The sequence below is a fragment of the Bradyrhizobium sp. 2TAF36 genome, from assembly GCF_052114925.1.
Classification (GTDB): Bacteria; Pseudomonadota; Alphaproteobacteria; order Rhizobiales; family Xanthobacteraceae; genus Bradyrhizobium; species Bradyrhizobium barranii.
Genome location: NZ_JBFRFR010000029.1, coordinates 56546 through 82683 on the forward strand (window position 1 = coordinate 56546; position 26138 = coordinate 82683).

The following is a 26138-nucleotide window of genomic DNA, read 5'->3' on the forward strand; positions in this document are numbered from 1 at the left end:
AACCGTTGTTCACATCGCGCACGCTATCGTACGAAAGCGAGGCCGATGCGCCTGTCATTGCGCCATACGGTGCGGCAAGTCCGTACGAAATTGTCGCGCGCGATCGAGAGCGTGAATGATTTCGGCAATATGACGGGGGAATCGAGCTCGATCGCCGCGCCGCCTTCCGACATGTTTCGCACCGTGCACGCGATGCCGCTGCTTTCAAAGGTGATCGTTCCACCCTTGAAAACACGGTAACGCTGCGCTGCACGTTTCTCGATCATCGGCATTAATCCATAACGATGATTGTGAAGTAGTGCATAGAAATTACGTTGAAATAAACTCAATACTGGCGCTACTTGCACAGCGCTTCAGACTTCGTTTACGACGTTGGAGCGGTGAGTCACCTCCCGCCGACTTCCCTCACAAGCCCTTCCTTTATGGCGTTACGCGCCGATGGAGATATTGATGAAGACCACGCTTTCGCTTCTGTTCGCCGCAGCGCTCTCGCTGTCATCGATGCCCGCCCACGCCGTCAAGTGGGACCTCTCGACCATGACCTGCAAGCAGTTCCTCGAGAGCGGCGAAGACAACATCGCGGTCGTGCTGACCTGGATGGACGGCTGGTACAAGGGCGACGAGGACAACGCGATCATCGACACTGAGGTGTTCATCGAGAACGCCAAGAAGTTCGGTGCCTATTGCGGAAAGAATCCGACCGTCAGCGTCGTCACCGCGGCTGACGAAATTCTCGGCAAGTAATTCCTGAAGCTGACCGAAGCGCGGACGCAATCGCGCTTCAGTCCCTCGCTTCGATGCGAAATTGATTGGAGAGCCGCGGAGCGCCTTGCGCGCTCACGCGGCTCTCTTCTTTTTGGATGATGCTCAGCCCGGTAGCATCGCGAACGCGCTCGACACCATCGCCACCGGCTTGTTGTCGGAGGCCGAGAGCAGCGTGACGCGGCCGAAGCTCATGGTGCGTCCGAGCCGCACCACGCGCGCGTCGGCGAGCACATCCGAGGAGGAGACCGCGCGCATGAAATGCGTGGTCTGGTCGACCGTCGTCATCGGACGATAGCCGCGATTGGCGGCGAGGTTCGCGATCACCATCGCGGTATCGGCAAGCGCCATCAGCGCCTGGCCGCACACCACGCCGCCGTTGCGGCACAGCCGCTCCGAGAATGGCATGCGCAGGAGCGCGCCCGGCTGCCAGTCCGGCTCGTCCGGCGGCGGCAGGTGCTCGAGGCGCTCGACGGCGAGGTTGAGATCCTGGACCCAGGGCGCAAAGACCTCGCCGAGTATGCGTCTGGCCTCAGCGATGCCGAACTCGGCTTCTGGCTGCGATGGCATTGCTGTCGGTCCCCCCTGTGTTGCCGGATGTTTCGGCCATTCTGCGCGCATCGGCGCGGCAAAGTCACCCGGTCTTCGGTCGGCTCTGTCGGCTTGAAAATGCCTGACTTGGCCCGATATGATACCGGGCTTGGGAGCGGGTGGGCGATGTTGCGTCGGTGTGTCCTCGTGTTTGGGTTGATAGCGCTGGGTCTCGCGCTGGACGGGTGCACCAGATGCGGCCCGATTTGGGACGACTGGCTGCAGGCGCCGAAATCGTGCAGATCGGACCGGCTCTAGCGCGCCATTCGGCCCTGGCGGGCCGTTGACAAGAACGACAAGGCGCGGTTGACCCGCCCTTCATGGATGATCAAGGAGTCAATGATGAAGCTTTTCCGTATGGCGGCGGTGCTGCTGGCCGTGCTGGCGGGACCGGCCTACGCGCAAATGCCCAATCTCAATTTGCTGCAGGAAGGTCCAGGCAAGACCCCCGAGGAAAAGGCCGCGGAAGCCGAGCGTGACAAGGCCTACAAGGAAACGCTGAAGAAGATTCCGGACTCCAAGGCGTCCAACGATCCCTGGGGCGGCATACGTTCCGACCCGCCGAAGCAGGCGGCTGCGCCGAAGGCGTCGGCCGCAACCGGCGCGCCCAAGAAGAAGTCCGGCACGACCGCCAATTGACCTTGTCCCCGATCGGAGGCGGCTGATGCTTCCGGCCGGGACTCCTCTTCGGCCGGCCTGCTTCCTACATCTCCGAGAGCGTATTGCGTTGAGGAGGAACGGCATGGCCGATCGTCCGCGGGATCTCGCCGAGCGGATGGCGCGCCGGCGCAAGATGGGCGGCAAGCCGGGCGAGCGCGGCGGCGACGGCTTCTTGCGTGAGACGTTCACTCTGCCGCGCCCGGCGGCGCGGGCGAGGGCGGAGGCTTTCTTCGCCCGCTACCCCAAGGCCGGCTATATGAGCGCGGTCGAGACTTGGCGCGAACTGCCGGGCGGCGACATCGAATTCACCATGCGGCGGCTGCCCAGCGCCGACTAGCCGTCAAGTCTCCTCGAAGGATTCGGCGATGATGCGGATCCGGAACACGGGCTCCTTGGCCTCGTCCAGCAGCTCCATGTGCCATTCGGAGTTTTCGTTGAGTTTGCGTGCGAGGCCGGCGGCCATGTCGGCGCAGATGCTGGTCATCATCTTCCAGGCCGCATCGCGATCGGCAAATTCCGTCGCCTGGTCCGCGCAGCCGGAATAGCGGCCGTTCCGAATTCGAAAGAAGTAGAGCGGCATGGCTGGCACCGGTCACATGATGGTCCCGCCTCCCGGGCCATGGGCGCGCGCAGTGCAGTCCCAAACCAGGGACAGATCAATTCCGGGCCGCTACGGACGTCACCTCGCGGGGCGCGTGGTTGCGGCATCCGGCTCGGGTGGTTTGTTCATGCGGTCTTGCGCCCGATCGCCTTCAGCTCCCGATCGATGCGCAGCTGCACGCGCCGGATCGCCAACAGATCGATCTTCGTCTCGGTCTTGCCCGTCCTGATCTCGTCACCGATGCGGAACTGCCACTGCCAGACTCCGGGAAGCGCCGTCTTGGCAACGGTGAACTCAACGCCCCTGTGATTCATGGTCACCTCCACGATTCACCCTCCATCACCGGTGAACATGTTGGGCGTCACCCTATTCCTGCGACAAGCGAAATTTGGCGGTAAGCCTTGGATAGTTCACGGTAATCTTTGGAACCGCGCGCGGTCCGAAACAAACGAAATTAGGTTCCGAAAACCGTGCACGGAATCCGGTCAAGGCATGGCAAATTCATACGGTCTTGCCGTGCAACCATCCGCGCCGAGGAACTCTGTTCATGGTCGGAGAACCCCGGAACGCGAGATCCGCGCATTTGACACATCTCTGCGAAGCGCGGTTCGGATCCCATCCCGTATCTTGTGGAACCCAAAGCGGCGCGCGTTGCCGCCGCCATTCAAAGCGAACAGGTGTGGTCGATACTTTTCCACTTTTGCGTGTCATGTATCTATGCTCTGCTTGTGAACGACGGTTCGAACGCGATGTCACGAAGGGGAAGGTGTGAGCTGGCTGAGACATCTTGTGCTGCGCTGGGGTGCACGGAATTTCTCGCTGACCTGTCCCCATTGCCGGCATCCCGCGTCCTCATCGAGCTTCAAGCGCGCGCGTTTCATGCTCGGTGACGAGAAGCTCGTCTGCGAAGAGTGCGGCGAGACCAGTGTCGTCACGTTCTGGCGTTTCGAAGGGCTATCGAGCCGGCCCGATTGCACTGAAGCGAGGCCGCGCGCGCCGCTGTCCGATTGGCGGCACTGATCCAGCGCCGGCGGTGCGCGTCGAAGTCCACTCCATGCGCGCTGCGGCATATGCCTTGCTTGGCCTCATGACGGCAAACAACATGGGCGCGTCATGCTCGGCATTCCCCGCCGCTACTCTCATTTCGTCTTCGGTGTCATCCAGTCCGGCCTGACCTCGCTGATCGCGGCGGGCATCGCCAGCTTTCCCGCTTCTGGCGCGACGGTCTTCCTCGCGCACTGGATGGTGTCGTGGCTGATCGCGTGGGCCGCGATGCTGCCGATCGTGCTGCTCGCGGCGCCTGCGATCCGCGCCTTCTCGCTGCGGCTGACGCGAGAGGAGAGGGCTCGGTGAGACGGCCGGCAAGCATGAAAAAAACCCGCTTGGGGAGAGCCAAGCGGGTGAAAGGTTATTGGAGGCTGAGGTGCTGGGCTGCAACACCGTAGCCCCACGACCCTAGCCGGTTGAGCTTACGACAGCCTGACAGGGCCGGCAGATCGGCGTTCAACCTGCCGCGCCTCCGCGCCCGCAAACAGAAAACCCCGCTCGGGGCAGAGCGGGGTCCTCGACTGTGTCCGGGCACAGCCAGACTAGGAGACCAGGCTTACGGGTGCCTGACGGCCGACACCGAAATCCGCGTCGGGAGGCCGCAGACTGGCCCCGCACGCGTCCCAATTTGGCCATCCGATCGCACCACTGGAGCCACACCCCTCGGCGAGATTTCGCATCGTCGGCGACGCCATGGGGGAAACGTGGTGCGCCGGCAGCGGGGTGGCATCATGGATAACGTAGAGCGGTCATTCGCCGCCGCGACGGCGGCTGGCTTCGTCGTGCTGGTGATCGGCCTCGTGCTGCTGGCGCTGCTGTAAGGCGTACCGGCGGACGGCAGCCAAGGCCGGACCGGGCTAAAGCAGGCGCTTCGATCCTGGGTGGGCACCCAGGACGCCGCCGCGCCCTTTCAAAACATGGAAAACAACCCCATGCACAGTAGGGGGTCGGGCGATTTCGTTGTGCGATCAATGGCTTATTTGTGGTATTTAGATACCTTAAATGCCGCGCAACAGCTCCGGGGCGCACCCCGAGCGCAATGCCGGATCCTCGACATGAACAGGGGCTGGCTCTGCCGGCCCAATTCTGCTACGCGCATTCCCGACGGCCGGTACGACGGCTAGCCGCCCATCGCGGCGCAGCCTTGGTCAGATCAGAAGCCCGTCGGCAGGCTTAGTGGACCTTGATCTCACCCAGGGGAAGGCGGAGTTCGGCGGCGCGCTCTTCGCGGTCCTTCTTGCGAAACTCGTTTTCCTTCCGCTCGAACTTCACCATCTCCTCGTGCGCCGCCGCCAGGAGGTGAGTGCGCCTGACAGCATTGGGGTGCGCGTCTTCCGTCATGTTCCAGGTCCCCATCGTTGCGATCGCATCCCGAAGAAAGCCGGACACCGCAAAAAGGTTCGATGCCGCAGGATTGCGGAATTATGACGGCGCACGGCGGCTGCGTCTTTGATGCGCGTCATCTTCGGTCGAAGGGTGACGAATGCGGAGGATCGGCAAAAATCAAAAAGGCCGCCAACCGAGGCGGCCTCTCATCATCTTTGAATCACTTGATCTTTGAATCGCTTGCCCGCTAGCGGCAGGGCTTCTAACGACAGGGCTTCTAACGACAGGGCTTGCCAATCATCTGGGCGTGCCGGCCATGGCAGCCGTCGTGCAACTGAGACTTCCTCGTCACCTTTACGCCGACCTTCGGGGCGCCCGATGCCGTCGCGGCATTCGATATCTGGGCTTGCGCCGGCACCGAGCCGGAAAGGACAGACAGCGCCAGAGCGATCTTGAGGATTGCCTTCATCATGCCTCCTGAGGTTGTTCGAACGGTACGCAAAGTAGCGCTACTGATGTAAGCGTTACATATTGTAGCGCTACATTCAAGTTCGATCAGAGGCATGACGACGAACCGCCGTCCTCGYGGCGGACCGAGATGGGGCAAAGTGAGGTAGATCGCAGATGAGGCGGGGCGAGCGCTCCGCGGAATGGACCGATCAGGCGGCCTCGGTCCGTCGCGACGTGCACGCCCAATGTGGCGAGCCGTGGTGGCCTATTGCTTCGTTGTCGGCGGCTCGAAGATGAGGGCGGCTTGGAACACCCGCCCGGCGTCGGTGCGGACTTCGATCGCAACGTCTGTTCGATCCTCGTGTCCCGCCAGGTCGCGCGCGAGACCGCTCAATGTCTGCGTCGCCTCGATCTCTGCTTCGCGCTGGGTTCGAAACTCCAGTCCCTCTTCGTCGGCATAGAGGCCGGTATCGTCTCGGATATCGAAAAAGTACCGGACCATGGCGCCGCCTCTCAGAGAGAGTATCGGCGCCAACCCTGCCTTGTGAGGACTGTTCCTATTTAATTTCGGCGGCTGCAATCCGGGTGCTGTCCCAACCCCGCGGCGCGGTTGGCGTCCCGTTGGCCGACGAGAATTCCAAGGCCGCCGCTTGCAGGTTGGGCAATCGCAGCTGGACGCGGAGCGCCGTTGAACCAGGTCAATCATAGCTGCCTTTACGGACGGTCTCGATCCGCCTTGCATCCTCCTACACCTGTGGCGGCGTCACCCTTCCTTCGTCTCTCGTGAGGGCGGCCAGCCTGTCCAATTGGCTAGCCACGCCAGTGAGGCTCCGGGCGATGTTCTTCAACAGGAAGGCCCTGTCCGCCGAAACCCCGGATGCTTGAGAGAGGACCTTGTAATGATTTGCGAGTTCCTCGCATTTAGCAGCGTCGATCATATTGAGCCCATCTATGAAACAGGTCAACAGCTCAACCCTAATACGGTTCCCACGCGGGGCGCTGACGACCCTTGGCGTTGCAATGCCTCGCATCCTACCACAGCTATTCGTCGTCAGGTTGTGTTCTGCGCCACAAATCGCGTCACTCCCGAAATCAAAGGCCACCACGCCAGGAATCAGGCTCGTCCCTGAAGACGGCCCCGGCCGGTGGGGCTTGATAGGGGTGAAGACCGGGGCCGCTTGGGGATGCTTGGCCCTTGGCAAAGACCAAGCGAATCCGAGTTTAGTCGACCCTCACCGCGCCTCTGTTCGTTTCAGCACATAATTGCCAAATTTTCCTGCCCCGCATTCGCATGCGCAAATGCATCTCGAGGGCCGGTACGGTTTYCTTCGTCTTGGATTGGCAGACCACGGAGACGTGCGTATTGCCTGACCGGCACCCTCGCAGGGCAGATTTTTTCATTCGGATGGGTAGGATAGGTTGGATGATGTCCGACCGAGAGCGCAAGGGCCTGGCGATCATCGAAACAGCTGCGCCCGATGTCTATGCGGGCGCGCGGCAGTCAAGTCCGCCGCTTTGCCAAAAATTCCCGCGACCGATGGGCCGCGGCATACTCCCGTCCGGCTTCCTCGGTGCGCTCCGGATCGGGGAGACGGGAGCGGCTTTGGGAGGGACTGATTTTCGGTCACCTATCTCGGTGTCTCACAAACGCACCTGTGGCAACTCTGACACCGGGACTGCCGAATGAGCTCACAGGAAATCCGTGCAATGAGCGATCCCCGGTAAGGTTGCAATCGCACCCGGTGCGCGCGCCCAGGCTCGGATCGCCAGGTTGGCCGCCTTCAAAACCGAGGGGCGCAAGATTTGAAGCGCATCGCGGATCGTTGCGCTCAGGGGCTGCCGACAGATCCGTGTGCGCAGCCGGGCAACCCGCAATGCACGCACCATCGTTTCAGGATCGGGAAGTCCGCGCTTATCCTCCAGAAGGCTCCAGGCGAGGTGCTTGAGTTCGATGATCTCCTGGTCAATCTGAGGGAACGATCCCAATGCCGTGATGCTCGCGTGGTTGGTCGTGTCGTAGAACACAAGACCGTCGTCGATCGCCACCATGTCGCCCTGGCAGGCGAGATCGAGAAAGAACAGTTGGTCCACGCCCCAACTGATCGACTTGTAGTTTCGCATCAGGCAACCGGCCCGGATGACCTTGCCGTTGATCAGCAGGGTCGACGGGACAATCCCAAGCAATCGGGTCTTGCCCGCCAGATAGAGATCCGCCAGGCACTGCTGGCCCGAATACAGATAAACCTGGCGTCCTCGCCGGTACCTTATGCCGCTGTCCTGAACGAGATGAGATGTGGAGGTCATGAACGCAGCGGCGGGGTACGTCCTCGCCAATTCCGCAAAAGTCGCAAGCGATCCTGGCGCGGGCCAGTCGTCATCGTGCAGCACTTTGATCCAGTCGCCGCGACATGCGAGCATCGCGTTGTTGGTATTCTCAACCTGGCCCCGGCCGCGGTGGTTCTCGATAACGCGAATGCGCGGGTCGCTCCGCGCGTGCTCGGACAGGATACTCCAAGTCGCGCCTTCCGGACCTTCGTCGTCGCTGATCACCATTTCCCAGTCGGCGTGCTCCTGCTGCAGCACGCTTTGAATCGCACGGCGCACCATCTCCGGTCGGCGGAAGGTGGGTATTGCCACCGAAATGAATGGGCGGTGTTCCGAACTCTGGGAGCTATCGAACCGCTCGGCGTACAATTGATCCATTCATCGTACCTCGTTGATCGAAGCGGTCGTGGCTGGAAGTGGCAGACCCTTCTTCGGTTTGAGCCTGTTCGCAGAGCATCTTGAATCGAACCGAGCGAACGAGGCGCGTGAATGCTAGGGAGACGATCTCGATGCGGTCATCGTCCATTCGCATGAACTTTGTTCCCGCAGGCCGCGACGTTTCGAAGCGGCCGCTTGTCCGCCTTGGTGAAAGAGTGATCTGGTTCCCCTCGCTTTCTGTCGCCGCAGCAGCCGCGCCAACGCGGTGGACGGATCAAGACGGGGGCGGCCAATCGAGGCGGCGTTGGTTCAGTTTCTTGCGGAGCGCCTGAAGGATTTCGCGAAGCTCTGCCGCGTTGCTTCTTTCCGAGAGGGAAGCGAGGCGCGAGCGTGATGGCGTTTTCAATCACCGGTAGATGCAAGGGCCGCTCGGTGACAGATGGAGGGTGACTGCGTCCTGCCGCGATGTGCTGTCTCACCTCGCGACAATTGAACGACTTCAAATCCGGCCACGGCTCGTTTCAAAATCGGACAGTGAGGTCGGAAACAGACCACGCCCAAACCCGGGTGCTGTCCCAATTGGGACACTCGGAACATCAAGTCAGGACAGGTTGCTTGTTGGGCTTCAGAAGCAAGAACGCCGTCCGCTTAAATGAAGCGCGGACGGCGGCTTTCCAGCCCCGGGAGGGAAATTGTAAAATCCCGATATCGTTTTGTCTGCACGTCCCGTGCCAAGGTTCATCGGGCCAGCCGCAGGAATTGGGAAAACCTTCATCCTCAAGCGTTGATGCCGCCAAACGCGAATGACCACGCCGGGACAGAAACCGGATCTGTGCCGGCAACGCGATACCTCAGGCCCGTCTGCTTCTAGGCTGGCTTGGGCGGTTGAAGCCCCGGCGATCTCAGCCACTCGCTCATGTGCGAGCCGGTCTCAGCCTGTCTGGCTTTGCGGAGGAGGTCCTCTCGTTGAGGACCGTGAGGGAGGGCTTTAGCTTGTTCGCGGAGGCGTTTCGCTTCTCCGGCAAGTCGTTCTTCCAGTGACACGGTCTGCGTGAAACGACGGCGCTGCTTCATGACACAACCTCGTCTTTACGGGTCCTAACCGCAGGGTTTGAGTTCCAGCGAACTTAATATGCAGACGGGCCACCTTCAGTTCCAATTTCAAATCAAGCCACGGTGAATTTCAAACCAGGCCACCGCGCTCGGAAACAAGCCAGCACCAAATCCGGGTGCTGTCCTAATTAGGACAGCGGGGCTGTCAGATTGCGACATCAATAAAAACGCCGCCCGCTTAAATGTCGCGCGGGCGGCGGCTTCCAGCCCCGGAGAGGTGGATGCAAAACCCCGGTGATGATGAGTGTGCACAACCTGTGCCAAGGTTTTATGTCACGTTGCGGGACGCTGCAGCGGGGATCGGGCCACCACCTACCGCGAACTTCTGAGAATCAGTATTGTCTCGAAGAAAGAACGTCGTGGGGCAGTACTTGTTACGGGATTGCCGAAGGACTATTCGCCTGTCTAGCCAGATTACCGGCCTTTGACGCGAGCTTTCGGCTGATTGCGAAGACGACGTCTTCAAGTGAAAGAGGCCGCCACTGAGGCGGCGTTATCATTGCTTGCTGAAAATCCTGGAATTGAAAATGGCCGTGACTTCGAGAACACGGCCAGTTCTGTTACGAACTTCCACCGCGAAACGCTGGCCCGTTGAACCTTCCATGACCGCATCGCGGGCGGCATCGACAAGTGCGCCGAGCGCCATATCGTGTGCCGCCCGGCGTCCAGCAGTTCGACGCCATCTTTGTCCTGCGAGAAGATGCCATCCGACCTGAGGTCGAAAAAATACGGAGCCATCGATGCTCAGGTTACTTAGGTGCCTGCAAACMCGAGACCCACTCTTCGAGGTGACATGCGGTGTCAGCCTGACGGGCTTTCCTCAGCATCTCATCCTTCTGAACGCCGGGCGAAAGCTCTGCCGCCCGGGTGCGGATATCGTCAGCGAAGACCCGCAGCCTGTCCTGAAGAGATCGTTGCCGTCTTTGCAAGGCGCTGCTCCCTGTTCGAGGGGGCGGGAGCGCTGTGATGGAGCGTTCTCGTCACCGATGGTAGCCACGATCCGGGCGGTGATGGTGAAAGTGTGCGCTCGGATCAGGGGATTAGTTTGTCCCGCCATTCGGAACTTTTACGAATTAGGACACTGCCGAATTCAACTTGGGACACAACGGCTCAAATGCGGACAGCACGCTCCGCCGCAACTTAGCGCCATGTTATTGAGCTGGGCGTGTCGCTAAAGCAGAAAGAACGGGCGCGGCATGGATCCGGCGGCCCGCATCTTCAAGATGATCTATCGGGATCAACCAGTCAGTACGGTGGCGGAAGGAAGACTTCACGAAACGAAAGAGGCCGCCAACCGAGGCGGCCTCACGAGACCCGGCCCATCGCCAACGCGCGCATTGTACGATGGACCGTTCCGGGTGGATGGCGCGAGAGTGTCGCGCCACAGACCGGAATCTCAATCCCGATGTTGGAGAGTCGTTCCCGTCAGGCCGCCCACTGAGGCGGCCTGACTTCATCCGCCTACAAAGCGGGTTCGCGTGACCAGAAATACGAAGCCGATTCCGGTCACAGCGAGGAAGGTGCAAAAATACCGGATGCGATACATGCCGAACCAACCCGGGCGTGCCGCCATGGTTCAGGAGGTCGGCGAGCTCTCCGCCCATCTGGTGGTCTAGGCCGAGGTTGGACGGAGAGCCGCGCGCCGGACCCCCGTCGCATGACAATGCTAGGAACGTGCCATGACAGTCGTGTGAAACTGTCGGCGCCGCTCAGTGGAGATCAGGCCACAAATGAAAACGCCGCCCGCTTGAAATGAAGCGCAGGCGGCGGCGTTCCAGCCCCGAGAGGGATTAGCAAAATCCCGGATATTGATCAGTCCGAATGGATGACGAGAAGGTTCAACGGCACAACGCGACCAAGCTCAAATGGATGCGTGGCGGCGCTGCGTCGAACTGGGCATTGAAATCCCCCAGCCCAATAGATACGGGCAGGAGACGAGATCGTTTCACACGCGCAGAGGCGGATTAGGGCACTTCTTTTCCGTGGTTCTATGAATGGCGAGCTTGCGCGTTTTTCCCGGAGGGATTGTCGGCTGACAGCGTGGCTGACTTGGAAGGCTACATCGAAATCCTTTTGCGAAAGCTTCGCCGGGAAGCTGGCAAAGAAGCCGCCAACTGAGGCGGCCTTAACCGGTCCTCCGTTCGAGCATCGCCATTTCAACTTGGTCGGCCAGGACTGTGAGATGACTTGCGAGGCGGTCGAATAGTTCGCGCTTAGCGGCGTCGGTCGCGGATGAGAGCGCACTCCGCCGCGTCCTTCCGCAGCTTCTCAAGTTGAACCAGATGATCTTGCATGGCCCGCTGGCCCGCTGTTTCGAGAACCAGCGGAGTCAACGCGACGGACTTACTTCGGCGGCTGCAAGCCGGATGATTTCAACCATTCCTCAATGCGGGCGGCGACATCGGATTCGTGGGCCTTCTTCAAAAGAGCCTCTTGCTCTGGGGCCGCCTGCAATTGTTCTGCCTTTTCTCGCGCTAGTCTGGCTTCCTTGATGAGCCGCTCTCCAAGCACTCTATCCGGTTTGAATCGGAAGCGCTTCATGACTTCCTCCTGTCACAAAGTTCGCTCTGCTTAAAACTTTCAAGGGCACAGAAGTTCTACGGAACTGTACACCTCATGTTCGCTTAGCGGAACACATTCGTTTGCGGTCCGTTCTTCAAATCCAAATCGGGCCACCGCGAAAATCAAACTAGGCCACCGCGCTCGGAAGCCAGGCCAGCATCCGGGTACTGGCCGAAATAGGCCACTCGGGATTGCAAAGTAGGCCACTGGTAGGAACTAAGGGATTGCCCGCCCTGTTGCATGTTGTTCCTCCCTCTAAAGGAACAGCCTTATGGCCGACGACAACAATAAAAATCCAAATGAGAAGCAGCCCGGCGAGAATCCGGACGGCAAGTACCATTTCAATCCTGGGAACATGGCCGGGAAGAAGCCCGGGGATCCGGAGCAGACTGCCGAAAACCGTGGCGAGCAGCCGCACGAGGACAAAGAAAAACCCGCCGGTTAGATGCCGGCCACTCGCAGATGCGAAGTAGGGCCACTATAGGACCGCACCGGACGGCGGCTTTATGGCCGGCCACTCACCGAAGAAAAATGGGAATGGATTGTTTATCCCAGGATCGGGCAAGGAGATCGCTTCGCAGGAATGGCTCCCACTAAAGCGGCCTCAAAGGGAGCGCGGGCCTACATCGATGAGAAGCTGGATGGAAAAGAGGCCGCCAACTGAGGCGGCCTCAAATCATCAGGATCAGCCAGACGATTAGGCCGGTGTTGATGGCGCCTACCGCGACAATGCCCGCCTGGATGAGCCGCTCGATCATGGTTCACCCTCCACAATCTAGAGGGGTAAGCATGTGTCCGGTTAGAATTGGCGTCTATGCAGATCGTGCCAAAACCGGGAAACTTCGGTAATATATGACGGCGTGTTCCGCCCGTGAATACACCGTATGGTTGCCCAGAACAAAACAGGCCACGTGTCATTTCAAACCAGGGCAATGTCGCCGGAAACAGGCCAGCGCCCAAATCCGTGAAAGAACATATTGCGAACACGGAACAAATAGGGTACATTGTTTTTATCGCCGGCCCGCCCGCCAATCGTTTGTCCCTCTAGCGAATCCTCGCCATAAGGAGCACCACCCAATGTCCAACACTGCCCTGCGTATCGTCGAAGGATCTTCCATGGACAAGAGTAAAGCTCTGGCCGCCGCGCTCTCCCAGATCGAGCGCCAGTTCGGCAAGGGCTCGGTGATGAAGCTCGGCAAGAACGACCGGTCGATGGATGTCGAGGCGGTGTCCTCGGGTTCCCTCGGGCTCGACATTGCGCTCGGGATCGGTGGTCTGCCGAAGGGGCGCGTCGTGGAAATCTACGGGCCGGAATCCTCGGGCAAGACCACGCTGGCGCTGCACACGGTGGCGGAAGCGCAGAAGAAGGGCGGAATCTGCGCCTTCATCGACGCCGAGCACGCGCTCGACCCGGTCTATGCGCGCAAGCTGGGCGTCAACATCGACGAGCTCCTGATTTCGCAGCCGGACACGGGCGAGCAGGCGCTGGAAATCTGCGACACGCTGGTGCGCTCGGGTGCGGTGGACGTGCTGGTGGTCGATTCGGTCGCGGCTCTGGTGCCGAAGGCCGAACTCGAAGGCGAGATGGGCGATGCGCTGCCGGGTCTCCAGGCCCGTCTGATGAGCCAGGCGCTGCGCAAGCTGACGGCCTCCATCAACAAATCCAACACAATGGTGATCTTCATCAACCAGATCCGCATGAAGATCGGTGTGATGTACGGCTCGCCGGAAACCACGACCGGCGGCAACGCGCTGAAATTCTATGCCTCCGTCCGCCTCGACATCCGCCGCATCGGCGCGATCAAGGAGCGCGACGAAGTGGTCGGCAACACCACGCGCGTCAAGGTGGTGAAGAACAAGCTGGCGCCGCCGTTCAAGCAGGTCGAATTCGACATCATGTACGGCGAGGGCGTCTCCAAGATGGGCGAGATTCTCGATCTCGGCGTCAAGGCCGGYATCGTCGAAAAGTCCGGCGCCTGGTTCTCCTACGACAGCCAGCGCCTCGGCCAGGGCCGCGAGAACTCGAAAGCGTTTTTGAAGGCCAACCCTGACATCACCGCCAAGATCGAAACCTCGATCCGCCAGAACTCCGGCCTGATCGCCGAGCAGATTCTCGCCGGCACCCCCGAGCGCGACGCCGACGGCGAGGAGCCGGCGGAAGAGTAAGCGTCGAACAGCGAAGAATTTTCGCGAGGAGCGGGCGCTGAAGACGTTGAGTTGCCGACGTCGTCAGTGCCCGTTTCGTTTTGGCGTGGGGCGCGTCGGCAATGAAGCGTGTGATCCTGACCAGTTCGTCCGGCGTTGGTCTTGCCCATGCGGATCGCGCCGACATGGTCGTCCCGTTCATCTTTCGCTTCGTTTCGGGGCCGCTGCCTACCTCGCATCACCTCGAGCAATGCCTGACGGGAGGCTATGTCAGAGGCGATCCGGAGGTGCGTTGGTCCGATCTTGTTGGCCGGTTGCCTCAGACCGGTCTCGCGCACAAGGAGACAGGCCTGATTTGGTTTTGCGAGACCTATGGCGTCGATCTCATCGAGCTGTGGTTCGGCCCTGAGCCCAATAGTCAGTTGCAACTGATCTGGATCCTCGATTATTTGCGGTCCCATCCATCGATCACCGATCGTCTGAGATTGCGACGTGTCAATTTCGATCTGCGCGGAGTGGACGGCACAGAGCTTCGCGATCGTATATTGGAGGTCGCGGACTGCGACTTCGAGATCGCCAACATGGCCTGGGAAGCCTACCGGGCGCCAACGCCGGAGCTCTGTTTCGGATTGCTCGGCAGGGATTTCCGCAGGCTGCCCTTCCTGAAGCCTGCGATGGAACAATTGCTGGCAGAACTGCCATCACCAATCACCGGACTAGGTACGACGGAAGCGCGGCTTCTCGACCTGATTGCGCGGGGGCACAACCGTACCAAGGAGCTGTTTCAACCGGACGGTCCGCTGCAAACGCGCGTGTTCGATCAATGGGAATTGGGCCCGCTGCTCGAAGGGCTTGGGTCCGGCCCAATGCCGGTGATCACGGGTCTCGATCCGAAACTCGCGACGCTGGCCCCGCACGATGCGCGAGGCCGCAACGCCGCCTTTCGCCGAAGCCGGCTATCGCTCACCGAATTTGGGGAAGCGGTCCTTCAAGGCCGGGAGGATTTCCGCCGTCAAAACCCGATCAGACGCTGGTGGGGCGGAACGCTTCTGACCAACGAACGGCTGTGGCGTTGGGACCGACAGAACCATTCGCTGGTTGCACCCTAGATATGCGTTCGGGGCCGTAGGGTGGGCAAAGGCGCGCAAGCGCCGTGCCCACCCTATTCCAACGCGCACAAAGGTGGTGGGCATGCTTCCGCCTTCGCTCTTCGAGCTACGGCGGACAAGTCGCTTTGCCTACCCTACGAAGCTACGATCCCTTACTCCGCCGCTTCCGCGTAATCGCTCACCGGCGGGCACGAGCACACCAGGTTGCGGTCGCCATAGACGTTGTCGACGCGCCCGACCGGGCACCAATATTTGTCGGCGCGCGAGGTGCCCGCGGGGAAGCAGCCCTCGGCGCGGGTGTAGGCGCGATTCCAGGCATCATCCGCGATGTCGTGCACGGTGTGCGGGGCGTGGCGCAAAGGCGAAGCCTCGATCTTGAAGCGGCCGGCCTCGACCTCGGCAATTTCCTTCCGGATCGCGATCATTGCGTCGCAGAAGCGGTCCAGCTCCGCCTTCGATTCCGATTCGGTCGGCTCGATCATCAGCGTGCCCGGCACCGGAAAACTCATGGTGGGGGCGTGGAAGCCGTAGTCGATCAGGCGTTTTGCGATGTCGTCCACGGTGACGCCCGAGGTCGCCTTCAGCGCGCGCGGGTCGACGATGCACTCATGTGCGACGCGGCCCTTCGCGTTCTTGTAGAGCACCGGGAAGTGCGCATCGAGGCGCGCGGCAATGTAGTTGGCGTTGAGGATCGCGATCTCGGTCGCGCGCTTCAAGCCTTCGCCGCCCATCATCAGAATGTAGATGTAGGAGATGGTCAGGATCGACGCCGAGCCGAACGGTGCGGCCGAAACCGGGCCGACCGGAGCTTCGGCTTGCGTCGCCGGGTGGCCGGGCAGGAACGGCGCGAGATGCGCCTTCACGCCGATCGGGCCCATGCCGGGGCCGCCGCCACCGTGCGGGATGCAGAAGGTCTTGTGCAGGTTGAGATGGCTGACGTCGGCGCCGTAATCGCCGGGCCGGGACAGGCCGACCTGCGCATTGAGGTTGGCGCCGTCCAGATAGACCTGGCCGCCATGGCCGTGCACGATGTCGCAGATCTCGCGGATGTGCTCCTCGAACACGCCATGCGTCGAGGGATAGGTGATCATCACCGCGGCGAGATCGTTCGAGTGCTTCTCGGCCTTGGCACGGAGATCATTGACGTCGACGTCGCCGTTCTTCTCGCAGGCGACCACCACCACGTCCATGCCGACCATCGCGGCCGAAGCCGGATTGGTGCCGTGGGCGGAGGAGGGGATCAGGCAGATTTTTCGGTGCGTCTCGCCGCGCGCGGCATGATAGCCGCGGATCGCGAGCAGCCCGGCATATTCGCCCTGTGCGCCCGAATTCGGCTGCAGCGAGATCGCGTCATAGCCGGTGATATCGCACAGCCATTTTTCCAGCCGCGCGAACAGTGCGTGGTAACCCTTGGCCTGCTCGCGCGGGGCGAACGGGTGCAGGCTGCCGAACTCCGGCCAGGTCAGCGGCATCATCTCGGTGGTCGCGTTCAGCTTCATGGTGCAGGATCCCAGCGGGATCATGGCGCGGTCGAGCGCGAGGTCGCGATCGCTGAGCTTGCGCATGTAGCGCAGCATCTCGGTTTCCGAGCGATGCGCGTGGAAGACGGGATGGGTGAGGAAGGCGGTCCCGCGCTTCAGCGCCTCCGGCAGCGCCTCGCGCGTGGTCGCGTCGATTTCGGCGTAAACAAGCGTGCCGCCGAACGCGCGCCAGACCGCCTCGACGGTCGCCGGCGTTGTGGTCTCGTCGAGCGCGATGCGCAACGCCGTCTCACCGACGCCCAGGTTGATCTTCTCGGCAGCCGCGTGCGCGACGATCTCGGCGCGCTTGGCACCGGCGTCCAAGCTGAGCGTGTCGAAGAAGCTATCCGACTGGGGCGCAAAGCCGAGCTTGCGCAAGCCCGCTGCGAGCACGGCGGCGCGGCGATGCACGTTGCGCGCGATCTGCGCAAGCCCCTCGGGGCCGTGATAGACCGCGTACATCGAGGCGATCACGGCGAGCAGCACCTGCGCGGTGCAGATGTTGGAGGTCGCCTTCTCGCGGCGGATGTGCTGCTCGCGGGTCTGCAGCGCGAGGCGATAGGCAGGCATCCCGCGCGAGTCCACGGAGAGGCCGACGATGCGGCCGGGCAGCGAGCGCTTCAGCGCATCGCGCACCGCCATATAGGCCGCGTGCGGGCCGCCATAACCCATCGGCACACCGAAGCGCTGCGCCGAGCCGATCGCGATGTCCGCGCCCAGCTCGCCGGGCGAGGCGAGCAGCGTCAGGGCCAAGAGATCGGCGGCAACGATCGCGAGTGCGCCCTTGGCCTTCAACGTCGCGATCGCGGGCCTGAGGTCGCGCACGGCGCCCGAGGAGCCCGGATATTGCAGCAGCGCGCCGAGCACGTCGGCCTTGTCGAGATCGGCGAGGGGATCGCCGACGATCAGGGTCCAGCCCAGCGGCTCGGCGCGGGTGCGCATCACCGCCAGCGTCTGCGGATGCACGTCCTTGTCGACGAAGAAGGCCTTGGCCTCGACCCGTGAGTGCCGCTCCGCGAGCGCCATCGCTTCGGCCGCGGCGGTCGCCTCGTCGAGCAGCGAGGCGTTGGCGACGTCGAGCCCGGTGAGATCGCAGATCATGGTCTGGAAGTTGAGCAGCGCTTCCAGCCGGCCCTGGCTGATCTCGGGCTGGTAGGGCGTGTAAGCCGTGTACCAGGCGGGATTCTCCAGAATGTTGCGCTGGATCACCGCGGGCAAAATCGTGCCGGAATAGCCTTGGCCGATCAGCGAGGTGAAGACCTGGTTCTCGCGCGCTAGCTCGGCCATGTGCGCGATCGCCTCGGTCTCGCTCAAGGGCTTGCCGAGATCGAGCGGGGCGGTCTGCCGGATCGAGGCCGGCAGCGTCTCCGCCATCAGGGCGTCCACGCTCTTGGCGCCGACGGCCTCCAGCATTGCGGTGACGTCGCGCGCCGACGGGCCGATGTGGCGGCGAACGAAGGTGGCGGCGGCGTCGCCATTGGATTTGCGGTGCGCGGTCATCATGGGTCCTCGCTCTAGGTCATCTGTCATCGCCGTCGTCGTCATCGTCCGCGAAGGCGTACGATCCAGTACGCCGCGGCTTTTCGGTTCAATCCGTGTTGCCGGTGCCTACTGGATGCCCCGCCTTCGCGGGGCATGACGATCGCTTGGGTCTGCTTCATCTCACGCCGTATGTGCCTTGTAGGCGGCCTCATCCATGAGGCCGCCTAGCTCGCTCTTGTCGGCAATTTTGATCTTGAAGAACCACGCCTTGCCTTGCGCGTCCGAGTTCACCAGCGCCGGCTCGGCGGCGAGCGCGTCGTTGGTCTCGAGCACTTCGCCCGTAACAGGCGCGTAGACGTCGGAGGCGGCCTTCACCGATTCCACGACGGCGGCGGCTTCCGCCTTCTTCAGGGCACGGCCGGCTTTGGGCAGCTCGACGAACACGACGTCGCCGAGCTGGGACTGCGCGTAGTCGGTGATGCCGACGGTGGCGACGTCGCCGTCGATGGCCAGCCATTCGTGGTCGGAGGTGTACAGCGTCGTGGTCATTTTCTCAGTCCTCAGCGTTTGTAGGTGTTTTTCACGAAAGGCATGGCGGCGACCGTGAGCGGCAGCCGCTGGCCGCGCACCTCGGCGAAGAGTTTTGTATCGAGCGCGCTCGATGCCGTGGGCACGTAGCCCATCGCGACCGGCGCATTCAGGCTCGGGCCGAAACCGCCCGAGGTGACCTTTCCGATCGGCTCGCCGCCCGCGTCATCCGCAAACAGCAGCGCGCCCTCGCGCACCGGCGCGCGGCCTTCCGTGCGCAGGCCGACGCGGCGGCGGCTCGCGCCGTGATCGAAATGGGCGAGGATCGCATCAGTGCCGGGAAAACCGCCGGCGCGGACGCCGCCGCTGCGGCGGGTCTTCTGCACCGACCATTCCAGTGCGGCCTCGACCGGCGTGGTCGCGGTGTCGATGTCGTGGCCGTAGAGGCAGAGCCCGCCTTCCAGCCGCAGGCTGTCGCGGGCCCCTAAGCCGATCGGCATCACGTCGGGATTGTCCAGCAGCGTTTTGGCGAGGCGCTCGGCATCGGCCGCGGGGACCGAAATCTCGAACCCGTCCTCGCCGGTGTAGCCGGAGCGCGAGACGAAGCAATCGAGACCGGCGACCTTGTGCGGGCCGGCGTCCATGAATTTCATGGAGGGCGCCTCTGCACACAATTTCGCCAGCGCGGCTTCTGCCTTCGGGCCCTGCAGCGCGATCAGCGCGCGGTCTTGAAGCGAATCGATGGTGCAGTCATCCGAGAGATGCGCGCGCAGATGCGCCTCGTCCGCTTCCTTGCAGGCGGCGTTGACGACCAGGAACAGGTGATCGCCGAAATTGGCGACCATCAGATCGTCGAGAATCCCGCCGTCCGGATTGGTGAACTGGGCATAGCGCTGCCGTCCCGGGGCAATCGCCACGATATCCTGCGGCACCAGCTGTTCCAGCGCGYGGGCGGCGTCCTCGACCTTGCCCGACTTCGGCCGGAGCGCGAGCTGGCCCATGTGGGAGACGTCGAACAGGCCGGCGGAGGAACGGGTATGGAGGTGCTCTTTCAGGACGCCCGCGGGGTACTGCACGGGCATGTCATAGCCCGCGAACGGCACCATCTTGCCGCCGAGGGAGACATGAAGCCCGTGAAGGGGCGTACGTTTGAGGGAATCTTGGTCGTCGCGCGCAAGCATCACGGGGCCCTCGGCGGTTCCCCGGGGACGATTCCCCGGTAGCAACCAGTCGAAGCCCCATCTGTCGCTGTGCCTGAGAGTATTATCCCGTCGGCGGACGCAGTCCGGGCCAACCCTTATGAAAAGGTATTTGCCCGTCGGCGCCTCTTTCCAGATGTCGTCAAAGCCACGCGGTCCTTTTGCCTGAGAGTTTCCGGGGCGGTTGCTCCTTCGGCGCCGGCACCAAAGCCGGTCTCTCCCGACGTGGCCGTACGATACAGATGGGTACAGACCACAGGCCGGCCAAGCCTGTCAACGCGCACCTGGCGGCTTTCAACGGGATTGCAAACGGGATTGCGCGCCTGCGGCAACTCACTGATCTCCTTGCACAGTTTCTGGACAGCGCAGCTGGCCTTGTCTAAAAGCGCTTTGACCCGCAGATATCAGCCCAAATGCCCGGTTTGGATGGCGTATCGCGGGTCCAAGCACACCCGATTGGATGAACATGAGCGGCGTCAACGAGATCAGGTCGACCTTTCTGAACTTCTTTGCCGAGAACGGCCACGAGATCGTGTCGTCCTCGCCATTGGTGCCGCGCAACGACCCGACGTTGATGTTCACCAATGCCGGCATGGTGCAGTTCAAGAACGTCTTCACCGGCGTCGAGAAGCGGCCCTATCAGCGCGCCACCACCTCGCAGAAATGCGTGCGCGCCGGCGGCAAGCACAACGACCTCGACAATGTCGGCTACACCGCGCGCCATCTCACCTTCTTCGAGATGCTCGGCAATTTCTCGTTCGGCGACTATTTCAAGGAGCGCGCGATCGAGCTGGCCTGGACCCTGATCACGCGGGAGTTCGGGCTGAAGAAGGACAAGCTGCTCGTCACCGTCTACCATACCGACGACGAGGCGGCCGGGCTGTGGAAGAAGATCGCGGGCTTCTCCGACGACCGCATCATCCGCATCCCGACCTCGGACAATTTCTGGGCGATGGGCGACACCGGGCCGTGCGGCCCGTGCTCGGAGATCTTCATCGACCGCGGCGATCACATCTGGGGCGGACCTCCGGGCTCGCCGGAAGAGGATGGCGACCGCTTCCTCGAATTCTGGAACCTGGTGTTCATGCAATACGAGCAGGTGACGAAGGAGGAGCGCGTGGATCTGCCACGTCCCTCGATCGACACCGGCATGGGGCTGGAGCGCATGGCCTGCATCATGCAGGGCGTCGACAGCGTGTTCGAGACCGACCTGTTCCGCCATCTGATCGACGCGACCGCGTCCGCGCTCGGCAGCGGGCCGAACGAGCAGACCGTCGCCTCGTTCCGCGTCATCGCCGACCATCTGCGCTCCTCGGCCTTCCTCGTCTCCGACGGCGTGCTGCCCTCGAACGAGGGGCGCGGCTATGTGCTGCGCCGGATCATGCGCCGCGCGATGCGCCATGCGCAGCTGCTCGGCGCGAAAGAGCCGCTGATGCATCGCCTCGTCTGGGCGCTGGTKCGCGAGATGGGCCAGGCCTATCCCGACCTGATGCGCGCGGAAAATCTGATCGAGGAAACGCTGCGGCTGGAAGAGACCCGCTTCCGCAAGACGCTGGTGCGTGGCCTTGCCATCCTCGACGAGAAGAGCGCGTCGCTGAAAAAGGGCGACATGTTCGACGGCGACGTCGCCTTCACGCTGTACGACACCTACGGCTTCCCGCTGGACCTGACCCAGGACGCGCTGAAGTCGCGCGGCATCGGCGTGGATCAAGCTTCGTTCACCGACGCGATGGAGCGCCAGAAGGCCAAGGCGCGCGAGTCCTGGAAGGGTTCGGGCGAGGCGGCCTCCGAGGCGATCTGGTTCCCGCTGCGCGAGAAGCTCGGGGCCACCGAATTCCTGGGCTATGAGACCGAGAGCGCCGAAGGCGTGGTCTCCGCGCTGGTGAAGGACGGCCAGGAAACCGCGAGCCTCAAGGCCGGCGAGACCGGCGCGATCGTGCTCAACCAGACGCCGTTCTACGCGGAGTCCGGCGGCCAGGTCGGCGACACCGGCGTGCTCAGCGGCGAGGGCGGCATCAAGTTCCGCGTTACCGACACGCAGAAGAAGCTCGGCGATCTCTTCGTTCACGTCGGCACCGTCGAGAGCGGCGAGCTGAAGCTCGGCACCGCGCTGCAGCTCGAGGTCGATCACGGCAGGCGTTCCTCGATCCGCGCGCACCATTCGGCGACGCATCTCATCCACGAGGCGCTGCGCCAAGTGCTCGGCGACCACATCGCCCAGCGCGGCTCGATGGTCGCGCCCGACCGCCTGCGCTTCGACTTCGTGCACCCGAAGCCGATCACGGCGGAAGAGCTTGCCCGCATCGAGGACATCGCCAACGACGTGGTGCTGGAGAACGACGAGGTCACGACGCGCGTCATGGGCGTGGACGAGGCCCGCGAGGCCGGCGCGCGCGCCCTGTTCGGCGAGAAATACGGCGACGAGGTCCGCGTCGTCTCGATGGGCAGGACCGCGCGGGAGCGTGGCGCTAACGCGCTCGGCTGGTCGGTCGAGCTCTGCGGCGGCACCCATGTGAAGCGCACCGGCGACATCGGCCTGATCACGCTGACGGGCGAGAGCGCGGTGGCCTCCGGCGTGCGCCGCATCGAGGCGCTGACCGGCAATTATGCGCGCAGGCACGCCAACGAGACCATGGCGCTGGCGAAGACTGCGGCCAACGAGCTGCGCACCTCGATCGACGACGTTCCGGCGCGCATCACAGCGCTGATGGAGGAGCGCAAGAAGCTCGAGCGCGAGCTCTCCGACGCTCGCAAGAAGCTCGCGATGGGCGGCGGTACATCCGTCGGGAACGGCGCAGCCGCAGGCGTGCGCGAGGTCGGCGACGTCAAGCTGATGGCGCGTGCGGTCGAGGGCATCGAGATGAAGGATCTCAAGAGCCTTGCGGACGACGGCAAGAAGCAGATCGGCTCCGGCGTGGTCGCCATCGTCGGCGTCACCGAGGACGGCAAGGCCGGGATCGTGGTCGGCGTCACCGCCGATCTCACCGCGCGCTTCAATGCCGTGAACCTGGTGCGCGTCGCCTCCGAGGCGCTCGGCGGCAAGGGCGGCGGCGGCCGGCCCGACATGGCGCAGGCTGGCGGTCCCGATGGCGCCAAGGCGCCCGAGGCGCTCGCGGCGATCGAAAAAGCGATGGCAGGCGCGTAAACGGCCATGCGCCTCGTTCCGCGAGGACGTGGCTCGGCAGATCCCAACCTAAGGGATCGCCTGTACGAATTGCTGGAGCACGATCCGCTCGCCTACTCGATCGGGTCGCGCTTCATCCAGGTGATCATCAGCGTCATCGTGCTCGACGTGGTCGCGATGATCCTCGCCTCGGTGCCGGAGCTCGACGCGCGGTTCGACACGCTGTTCAGCGCGGTCGCCGTCCTCGCCGTCATCGTGTTCGCGCTCGAATATCTGGCGCGGCTGTGGACCGTGGCGGGGCACACCCAGCGCAACGGCTCCGCGCTGTCCGACCGGCTCTCTTATGCCTTCTCCGCGCTCGGCATCATCGACCTCATGGCGTTCCTGCCGGCCGCGATCGTGCTGGCCACCGGCCGGCACGCGACGCTGGCTGGGCTCGGCGTGCTGCCGTTCTTCAAGCTGATCCGTTATTCGCCGGCGATGCGCTCGCTGCTCGCGGCCATCCATGCCGAGCGGCGTGCGCTGATCGGCTGCATCGTCATCCTGATCGGTGTGGTACTGACCTTCGCCTCGCTGCTCTACGCCATCGAGCGTGATGTGCAGCCCAGCAAGCTCGGCACCATTCCGGACGCGATGTGGTGGGCAATCGTGACGCTCGGCACCGTCGGCTATGGCGACGTCGTGCCGGTGACGCCGCTCGGCAAATTCGTCTCGGTGTTTGCGATCATCTCAGGTTTTGCCATGATCGCGCTGCCGGTCGCGATCATCTCGACCGCCTTTGCCGAGGAGGTGAGGCGGCGCGACTTCGTGGTGACCTGGGGCATGCTGGCGCGGGTGCCGTTATTCTCGCATCTTTCGGCCGCGGAGATCGCCGACATCATGCGGCTGCTCCGCGCCCGCACCATCGAGCAGGGCGAGATATTGGTGCGCCGTGGCGATACCGCCTCGTCGATGTATTTCATCACTGCCGGCGAGGTCGAGATCACGCTGCCGAGCCAGCAGGTGCGGCTCGCCGACGGCACGTTCTTCGGCGAGATCGCGCTGCTGCATAAGACAAAGCGCAGCGGCACGGTGACGGCGACGCGCAAGACGCGGCTGCTCGTGCTCGACGCCCAGGATTTTCACGCGCTGATCGAGCGCATGCCGACGCTCGCCGCCCACGTCCACCAGACCGCGAAGGCACGGCTCGAGGAGACCGGCGATCTTGCGGCGGCAGAATTGGCGCAGGCGGAGCGCGACGACACAGACCGCTGAGCGGTCAGCCCTTCTTCAGGAAAATGTAGTCGGCCGAGTAGGGCGCGCTTTTGAAATCGCCGGCCTTGTCGCAAGAGCCCTCGAGCTTGCCGCCGTGGGTGTTGATGCGCTGGACGGTGGTGACCGGCGTCAGGATGCCGCTGCCGCGGCGGGAGGCGACCTCCAGCTTGAGCCAGGGGATATCGGCGGCGGTTGCGCCCGGCGCGTTGCCGATGGCCTTGCCGGCCACGGCGCTGCCGTCGGCGAGTTCCCAGTTCGGGCCGGCATAGTGGCGGCCGACGGTCTTGCCCTCGGCGAGCAGCGTCGCCACCGGCTCGCGGAAGGCCCAGGCAAGCTTGCCGTCGGCGGCTGCCTTGCAGTCATAGACCTGCGCGCCTTCGGCATGGACGCTGAGCACCACGGTCTCGCCGGGGGCGGCGATGGCGTCGGGGAGCGGCTCCGCGGCGGCGGCCGGCCCGGCCAGGGAGGCCAGCAGCATCAGGCAGGGGACGGCAAGCTTGATCGACATGGTCGCATCTCCGCGCGAGGGGTCTCAAAAAATGGGCCGCGCCTCGGCGCGGCCCATAATGATGTCTAACCCCGATCAGACGAAAATAATGCGCGGGCTTACGCCAACGCTTTCGTGAGATTCTCGGCGACCTTGTCGAGGAAGCCGGTGGTCGAGAGCCAGCGCTGGTCGGCGCCGACCAGGAGCGCGAGGTCCTTGGTCATGTAGCCTTCCTCGACGGTGTCGACGCAGACCTTCTCCAGCGTGCTCGCGAACTTGGCGAGCTCGGCATTGTTGTCGAGCTTGGCGCGGTGGGCGAGGCCACGGGTCCAGGCGAAGATCGACGCGATCGAGTTGGTCGAGGTCTCCTTGCCCTTCTGGTGCTCGCGGTAGTGGCGGGTCACCGTGCCGTGGGCGGCTTCGGCTTCCACGGTCTTGCCGTCGGGGGTGAGCAGCACCGAGGTCATCAGGCCGAGCGAGCCGTAGCCCTGCGCGACCGTGTCGGACTGCACGTCGCCGTCGTAGTTCTTACAGGCCCAGACATAGCCGCCGGACCATTTCAGCGCCGAGGCCACCATGTCGTCGATCAGGCGGTGCTCGTAGGTCAGGCCCTTGGCCTCGAATTCCTTTTTGAACTCGCGGTCGTAGATGTCCTGGAAGATGTCCTTGAAGCGGCCGTCATAGACCTTGAGGATGGTGTTCTTGGTCGAGAGGTAGACCGGGTAGTTGCGCAGCAGGCCGTAGTTCAGCGAGGCGCGGGCGAAGTCGATGATGGAGTCGTCGAGATTGTACATCTCCATGGCGACACCGGCGCCGGGCGCCTTGAACACTTCCTTCTCGATGACGGTGCCGTCCTCGCCGACGAACTTCATCGACAGCGTGCCCTTGCCCGGGAACTTGATGTCGGTGGCGCGGTACTGGTCGCCATAGGCGTGGCGGCCGATGATGATCGGCTTGGTCCAGCCGGGAACCAGGCGCGGCACGTTCTTGCAGATGATCGGCTCGCGGAAGATCACGCCGCCGAGGATGTTGCGGATGGTGCCGTTCGGCGACTTCCACATCTGCTTGAGGTTGAACTCCTTCACCCGGGCCTCGTCCGGGGTGATGGTGGCGCACTTGACGCCGACGCCGACCTTCTTGATGGCTTCGGCGGCGTCGATGGTGACCTGATCGTTGGTCTCGTCGCGGTACTCCATGCCCAGGTCGAAATACAGCAGATCGACATCAAGGTACGGGTTGATCAGCTTGTCCTTGATGTACTGCCAGATGATCCGGGTCATCTCGTCGCCATCGAGTTCGACGACGGGGTTGGACACCTTGATTTTTGCCATGATCGGGGAAGCCTCTTGGGAACGGCGCTTTGGCGCGCCACGGGAATATCCGCCGCCTCTTAGCACCGGACTGCAGCGGGCGAAAGCCAAGGGATTATGCACTTTTAGCTCATCCAGCTTGCCCAGATGGGGGGCGGGGCGGGC

25 protein-coding genes and 1 riboswitch are annotated in these 26138 nt (G+C 63.0%); of the genes, 10 read left to right on the forward strand and 15 right to left on the reverse strand.

The genetic code is table 11. The features are described 5' to 3' along the window. Positions 1-23: 23 nt before the first annotated feature. On the reverse strand, positions 24-266 hold the full coding sequence (locus tag AB4Z51_RS18055) for a PilZ domain-containing protein (RefSeq protein WP_441497731.1): 243 nt from the start codon (positions 264-266) through the stop codon (positions 24-26). 184 nt (positions 267-450) lie between these two features. Here AB4Z51_RS18055 and AB4Z51_RS18060 point away from each other — a divergent pair, with 184 nt between their 5' ends. Next, positions 451-744: an HdeA family protein gene (locus AB4Z51_RS18060; RefSeq protein ID WP_014494092.1), complete on the forward strand. Its 294-nt coding sequence runs from the start codon at positions 451-453 to the stop codon at positions 742-744. A 123-nt stretch (positions 745-867) separates the two neighbouring features. Here AB4Z51_RS18060 and AB4Z51_RS18065 read toward each other — a convergent pair whose 3' ends face one another. Next, on the reverse strand, positions 868-1332 hold the full coding sequence (locus AB4Z51_RS18065) for a PaaI family thioesterase (protein WP_441497732.1): 465 nt from the start codon (positions 1330-1332) through the stop codon (positions 868-870). Between the two features lie 363 nt (positions 1333-1695). Between AB4Z51_RS18065 and AB4Z51_RS18070 the strand changes: the two genes are divergently transcribed. Beyond that, positions 1696-1992, forward strand: coding sequence for a hypothetical protein (locus tag AB4Z51_RS18070; RefSeq protein WP_084795357.1), 297 nt, complete (start codon positions 1696-1698; stop codon positions 1990-1992). Positions 1993-2095: 103 nt separating this feature from the next. Continuing rightward, positions 2096-2350 (forward strand): hypothetical protein, encoded by a 255-nt coding sequence (locus AB4Z51_RS18075; protein ID WP_085404272.1) that lies wholly within the window; start codon positions 2096-2098, stop codon positions 2348-2350. Positions 2351-2353: 3 nt separating this feature from the next. On the opposite strand, the gene AB4Z51_RS18080 is transcribed toward AB4Z51_RS18075, so the two are convergent. Together AB4Z51_RS18080 and AB4Z51_RS18085 are read right to left on the reverse strand one after the other, a co-directional pair. After that, complete coding sequence (locus AB4Z51_RS18080; RefSeq protein WP_028152656.1) at positions 2354-2593, reverse strand: DUF6894 family protein; 240 nt, start codon at positions 2591-2593, stop codon at positions 2354-2356. A 146-nt stretch (positions 2594-2739) separates the two neighbouring features. Further along, the gene (locus AB4Z51_RS18085) at positions 2740-2928 is read right to left on the reverse strand and encodes a hypothetical protein (RefSeq protein WP_028158398.1); all 189 of its coding nucleotides are present in this window, start codon (positions 2926-2928) and stop codon (positions 2740-2742) included. Between the two features lie 454 nt (positions 2929-3382). On the opposite strand from AB4Z51_RS18085, the gene AB4Z51_RS18090 reads away from it, so the two are divergent. Together AB4Z51_RS18090 and AB4Z51_RS18095 are read left to right on the forward strand one after the other, a co-directional pair. Beyond that, positions 3383-3634 (forward strand): hypothetical protein, encoded by a 252-nt coding sequence (locus AB4Z51_RS18090; RefSeq protein WP_441497733.1) that lies wholly within the window; start codon positions 3383-3385, stop codon positions 3632-3634. A 93-nt stretch (positions 3635-3727) separates the two neighbouring features. Then, complete coding sequence (locus tag AB4Z51_RS18095; RefSeq protein WP_041954813.1) at positions 3728-3967, forward strand: DUF2798 domain-containing protein; 240 nt, start codon at positions 3728-3730, stop codon at positions 3965-3967. Positions 3968-4834: 867 nt separating this feature from the next. Here the strand turns inward: AB4Z51_RS18095 and AB4Z51_RS18100 are convergent. The 6 genes from AB4Z51_RS18100 to AB4Z51_RS18125 all read right to left on the reverse strand — a co-directional run bounded on the left by AB4Z51_RS18100 (position 4835) and on the right by AB4Z51_RS18125 (position 11794). Continuing rightward, on the reverse strand, positions 4835-5002 hold the full coding sequence (locus AB4Z51_RS18100) for a hypothetical protein (protein ID WP_441497734.1): 168 nt from the start codon (positions 5000-5002) through the stop codon (positions 4835-4837). 262 nt (positions 5003-5264) lie between these two features. Next, entirely contained in the window at positions 5265-5456 is a 192-nt protein-coding gene (locus AB4Z51_RS18105) for a hypothetical protein (RefSeq protein WP_441497735.1), read from the reverse strand. A gap of 246 nt (positions 5457-5702) precedes the next feature. After that, entirely contained in the window at positions 5703-5939 is a 237-nt protein-coding gene (locus tag AB4Z51_RS18110) for a DUF6894 family protein (RefSeq protein ID WP_071917358.1), read from the reverse strand. 1187 nt (positions 5940-7126) lie between these two features. Beyond that, a complete protein-coding gene (locus AB4Z51_RS18115) occupies positions 7127-8140 on the reverse strand; it encodes a glycosyltransferase family 2 protein (RefSeq protein ID WP_441497736.1) in 1014 nt (337 codons plus the stop codon). Between the two features lie 1609 nt (positions 8141-9749). Beyond that, on the reverse strand, positions 9750-10058 hold the full coding sequence (locus tag AB4Z51_RS18120) for a DUF6894 family protein (RefSeq protein ID WP_441497748.1): 309 nt from the start codon (positions 10056-10058) through the stop codon (positions 9750-9752). A 1538-nt stretch (positions 10059-11596) separates the two neighbouring features. After that, on the reverse strand, positions 11597-11794 hold the full coding sequence (locus AB4Z51_RS18125) for a hypothetical protein (protein WP_063982347.1): 198 nt from the start codon (positions 11792-11794) through the stop codon (positions 11597-11599). A 292-nt stretch (positions 11795-12086) separates the two neighbouring features. Between AB4Z51_RS18125 and AB4Z51_RS18130 the strand changes: the two genes are divergently transcribed. From AB4Z51_RS18130 to AB4Z51_RS18140, 3 genes are all read left to right on the forward strand, one after another. Further along, positions 12087-12260, forward strand: a complete 174-nt coding sequence (locus AB4Z51_RS18130) for a hypothetical protein (RefSeq protein WP_166091088.1) — start codon at positions 12087-12089, stop codon at positions 12258-12260. Between the two features lie 632 nt (positions 12261-12892). After that, complete coding sequence (gene recA, locus AB4Z51_RS18135) at positions 12893-13981, forward strand: recombinase RecA (RefSeq protein WP_247309311.1); 1089 nt, start codon at positions 12893-12895, stop codon at positions 13979-13981. Between the two features lie 101 nt (positions 13982-14082). Continuing rightward, entirely contained in the window at positions 14083-15069 is a 987-nt protein-coding gene (locus AB4Z51_RS18140; protein ID WP_441497737.1) for a hypothetical protein, read from the forward strand. Between the two features lie 152 nt (positions 15070-15221). On the opposite strand, the gene gcvP is transcribed toward AB4Z51_RS18140, so the two are convergent. The 3 genes from gcvP to gcvT form a co-directional block, all read right to left on the reverse strand. Next, complete coding sequence (gene gcvP, locus AB4Z51_RS18145) at positions 15222-18089, reverse strand: aminomethyl-transferring glycine dehydrogenase (RefSeq protein WP_441497749.1); 2868 nt, start codon at positions 18087-18089, stop codon at positions 15222-15224. A 162-nt stretch (positions 18090-18251) separates the two neighbouring features. After that, on the reverse strand, positions 18252-18620 hold the full coding sequence (gcvH, locus tag AB4Z51_RS18150) for a glycine cleavage system protein GcvH (RefSeq protein WP_247309315.1): 369 nt from the start codon (positions 18618-18620) through the stop codon (positions 18252-18254). 11 nt (positions 18621-18631) lie between these two features. Continuing rightward, positions 18632-19780: a glycine cleavage system aminomethyltransferase GcvT gene (gcvT, locus tag AB4Z51_RS18155; RefSeq protein WP_441497750.1), complete on the reverse strand. Its 1149-nt coding sequence runs from the start codon at positions 19778-19780 to the stop codon at positions 18632-18634. A gap of 162 nt (positions 19781-19942) precedes the next feature. After that, positions 19943-20031, reverse strand: a riboswitch (glycine riboswitch). A 233-nt stretch (positions 20032-20264) separates the two neighbouring features. Between gcvT and alaS the strand changes: the two genes are divergently transcribed. Then, on the forward strand, positions 20265-22943 hold the full coding sequence (alaS, locus tag AB4Z51_RS18160) for an alanine--tRNA ligase (protein ID WP_441497738.1): 2679 nt from the start codon (positions 20265-20267) through the stop codon (positions 22941-22943). A 6-nt stretch (positions 22944-22949) separates the two neighbouring features. After that, a complete protein-coding gene (locus AB4Z51_RS18165) occupies positions 22950-24176 on the forward strand; it encodes a cyclic nucleotide-gated ion channel (protein WP_441497739.1) in 1227 nt (408 codons plus the stop codon). 4 nt (positions 24177-24180) lie between these two features. Here AB4Z51_RS18165 and AB4Z51_RS18170 read toward each other — a convergent pair whose 3' ends face one another. Both AB4Z51_RS18170 and AB4Z51_RS18175 read right to left on the reverse strand, forming a co-directional pair. Continuing rightward, positions 24181-24684: a DUF3455 domain-containing protein gene (locus tag AB4Z51_RS18170; RefSeq protein ID WP_441497740.1), complete on the reverse strand. Its 504-nt coding sequence runs from the start codon at positions 24682-24684 to the stop codon at positions 24181-24183. Positions 24685-24782: 98 nt separating this feature from the next. Continuing rightward, positions 24783-25994, reverse strand: a complete 1212-nt coding sequence (locus AB4Z51_RS18175) for an NADP-dependent isocitrate dehydrogenase (protein ID WP_441497741.1) — start codon at positions 25992-25994, stop codon at positions 24783-24785. Positions 25995-26138: the final 144 nt, after the last annotated feature.

Excerpts from the sequence above, each read along its gene's own strand:
- AB4Z51_RS18105 (WP_441497735.1), bottom strand. The coding sequence starts at position 5,456 with ATGAAGGCAATCCTCAAGATCGCTCTGGCGCTGTCTGTCCTTTCCGGC.
- AB4Z51_RS18095 (WP_041954813.1), top strand. The coding sequence starts at position 3,728 with ATGCTCGGCATTCCCCGCCGCTACTCTCATTTCGTCTTCGGTGTCATC.
- AB4Z51_RS18165 (WP_441497739.1), top strand. The coding sequence starts at position 22,950 with ATGCGCCTCGTTCCGCGAGGACGTGGCTCGGCAGATCCCAACCTAAGG.
- AB4Z51_RS18110 (WP_071917358.1), bottom strand. The coding sequence starts at position 5,939 with ATGGTCCGGTACTTTTTCGATATCCGAGACGATACCGGCCTCTATGCC.
- AB4Z51_RS18115 (WP_441497736.1), bottom strand. The coding sequence starts at position 8,140 with ATGGATCAATTGTACGCCGAGCGGTTCGATAGCTCCCAGAGTTCGGAA.
- AB4Z51_RS18080 (WP_028152656.1), bottom strand. The coding sequence starts at position 2,593 with ATGCCGCTCTACTTCTTTCGAATTCGGAACGGCCGCTATTCCGGCTGC.
- gcvH (WP_247309315.1), bottom strand. The coding sequence starts at position 18,620 with ATGACCACGACGCTGTACACCTCCGACCACGAATGGCTGGCCATCGAC.
- AB4Z51_RS18140 (WP_441497737.1), top strand. The coding sequence starts at position 14,083 with ATGAAGCGTGTGATCCTGACCAGTTCGTCCGGCGTTGGTCTTGCCCAT.
- AB4Z51_RS18060 (WP_014494092.1), top strand. The coding sequence starts at position 451 with ATGAAGACCACGCTTTCGCTTCTGTTCGCCGCAGCGCTCTCGCTGTCA.
- AB4Z51_RS18085 (WP_028158398.1), bottom strand. The coding sequence starts at position 2,928 with ATGAATCACAGGGGCGTTGAGTTCACCGTTGCCAAGACGGCGCTTCCC.
- AB4Z51_RS18170 (WP_441497740.1), bottom strand. The coding sequence starts at position 24,684 with ATGTCGATCAAGCTTGCCGTCCCCTGCCTGATGCTGCTGGCCTCCCTG.
- AB4Z51_RS18055 (WP_441497731.1), bottom strand. The coding sequence starts at position 266 with ATGATCGAGAAACGTGCAGCGCAGCGTTACCGTGTTTTCAAGGGTGGA.
- AB4Z51_RS18070 (WP_084795357.1), top strand. The coding sequence starts at position 1,696 with ATGAAGCTTTTCCGTATGGCGGCGGTGCTGCTGGCCGTGCTGGCGGGA.
- AB4Z51_RS18175 (WP_441497741.1), bottom strand. The coding sequence starts at position 25,994 with ATGGCAAAAATCAAGGTGTCCAACCCCGTCGTCGAACTCGATGGCGAC.
- AB4Z51_RS18075 (WP_085404272.1), top strand. The coding sequence starts at position 2,096 with ATGGCCGATCGTCCGCGGGATCTCGCCGAGCGGATGGCGCGCCGGCGC.
- AB4Z51_RS18130 (WP_166091088.1), top strand. The coding sequence starts at position 12,087 with ATGGCCGACGACAACAATAAAAATCCAAATGAGAAGCAGCCCGGCGAG.
- AB4Z51_RS18065 (WP_441497732.1), bottom strand. The coding sequence starts at position 1,332 with ATGCCATCGCAGCCAGAAGCCGAGTTCGGCATCGCTGAGGCCAGACGC.
- gcvP (WP_441497749.1), bottom strand. The coding sequence starts at position 18,089 with ATGACCGCGCACCGCAAATCCAATGGCGACGCCGCCGCCACCTTCGTT.
- AB4Z51_RS18125 (WP_063982347.1), bottom strand. The coding sequence starts at position 11,794 with ATGAAGCGCTTCCGATTCAAACCGGATAGAGTGCTTGGAGAGCGGCTC.
- AB4Z51_RS18100 (WP_441497734.1), bottom strand. The coding sequence starts at position 5,002 with ATGACGGAAGACGCGCACCCCAATGCTGTCAGGCGCACTCACCTCCTG.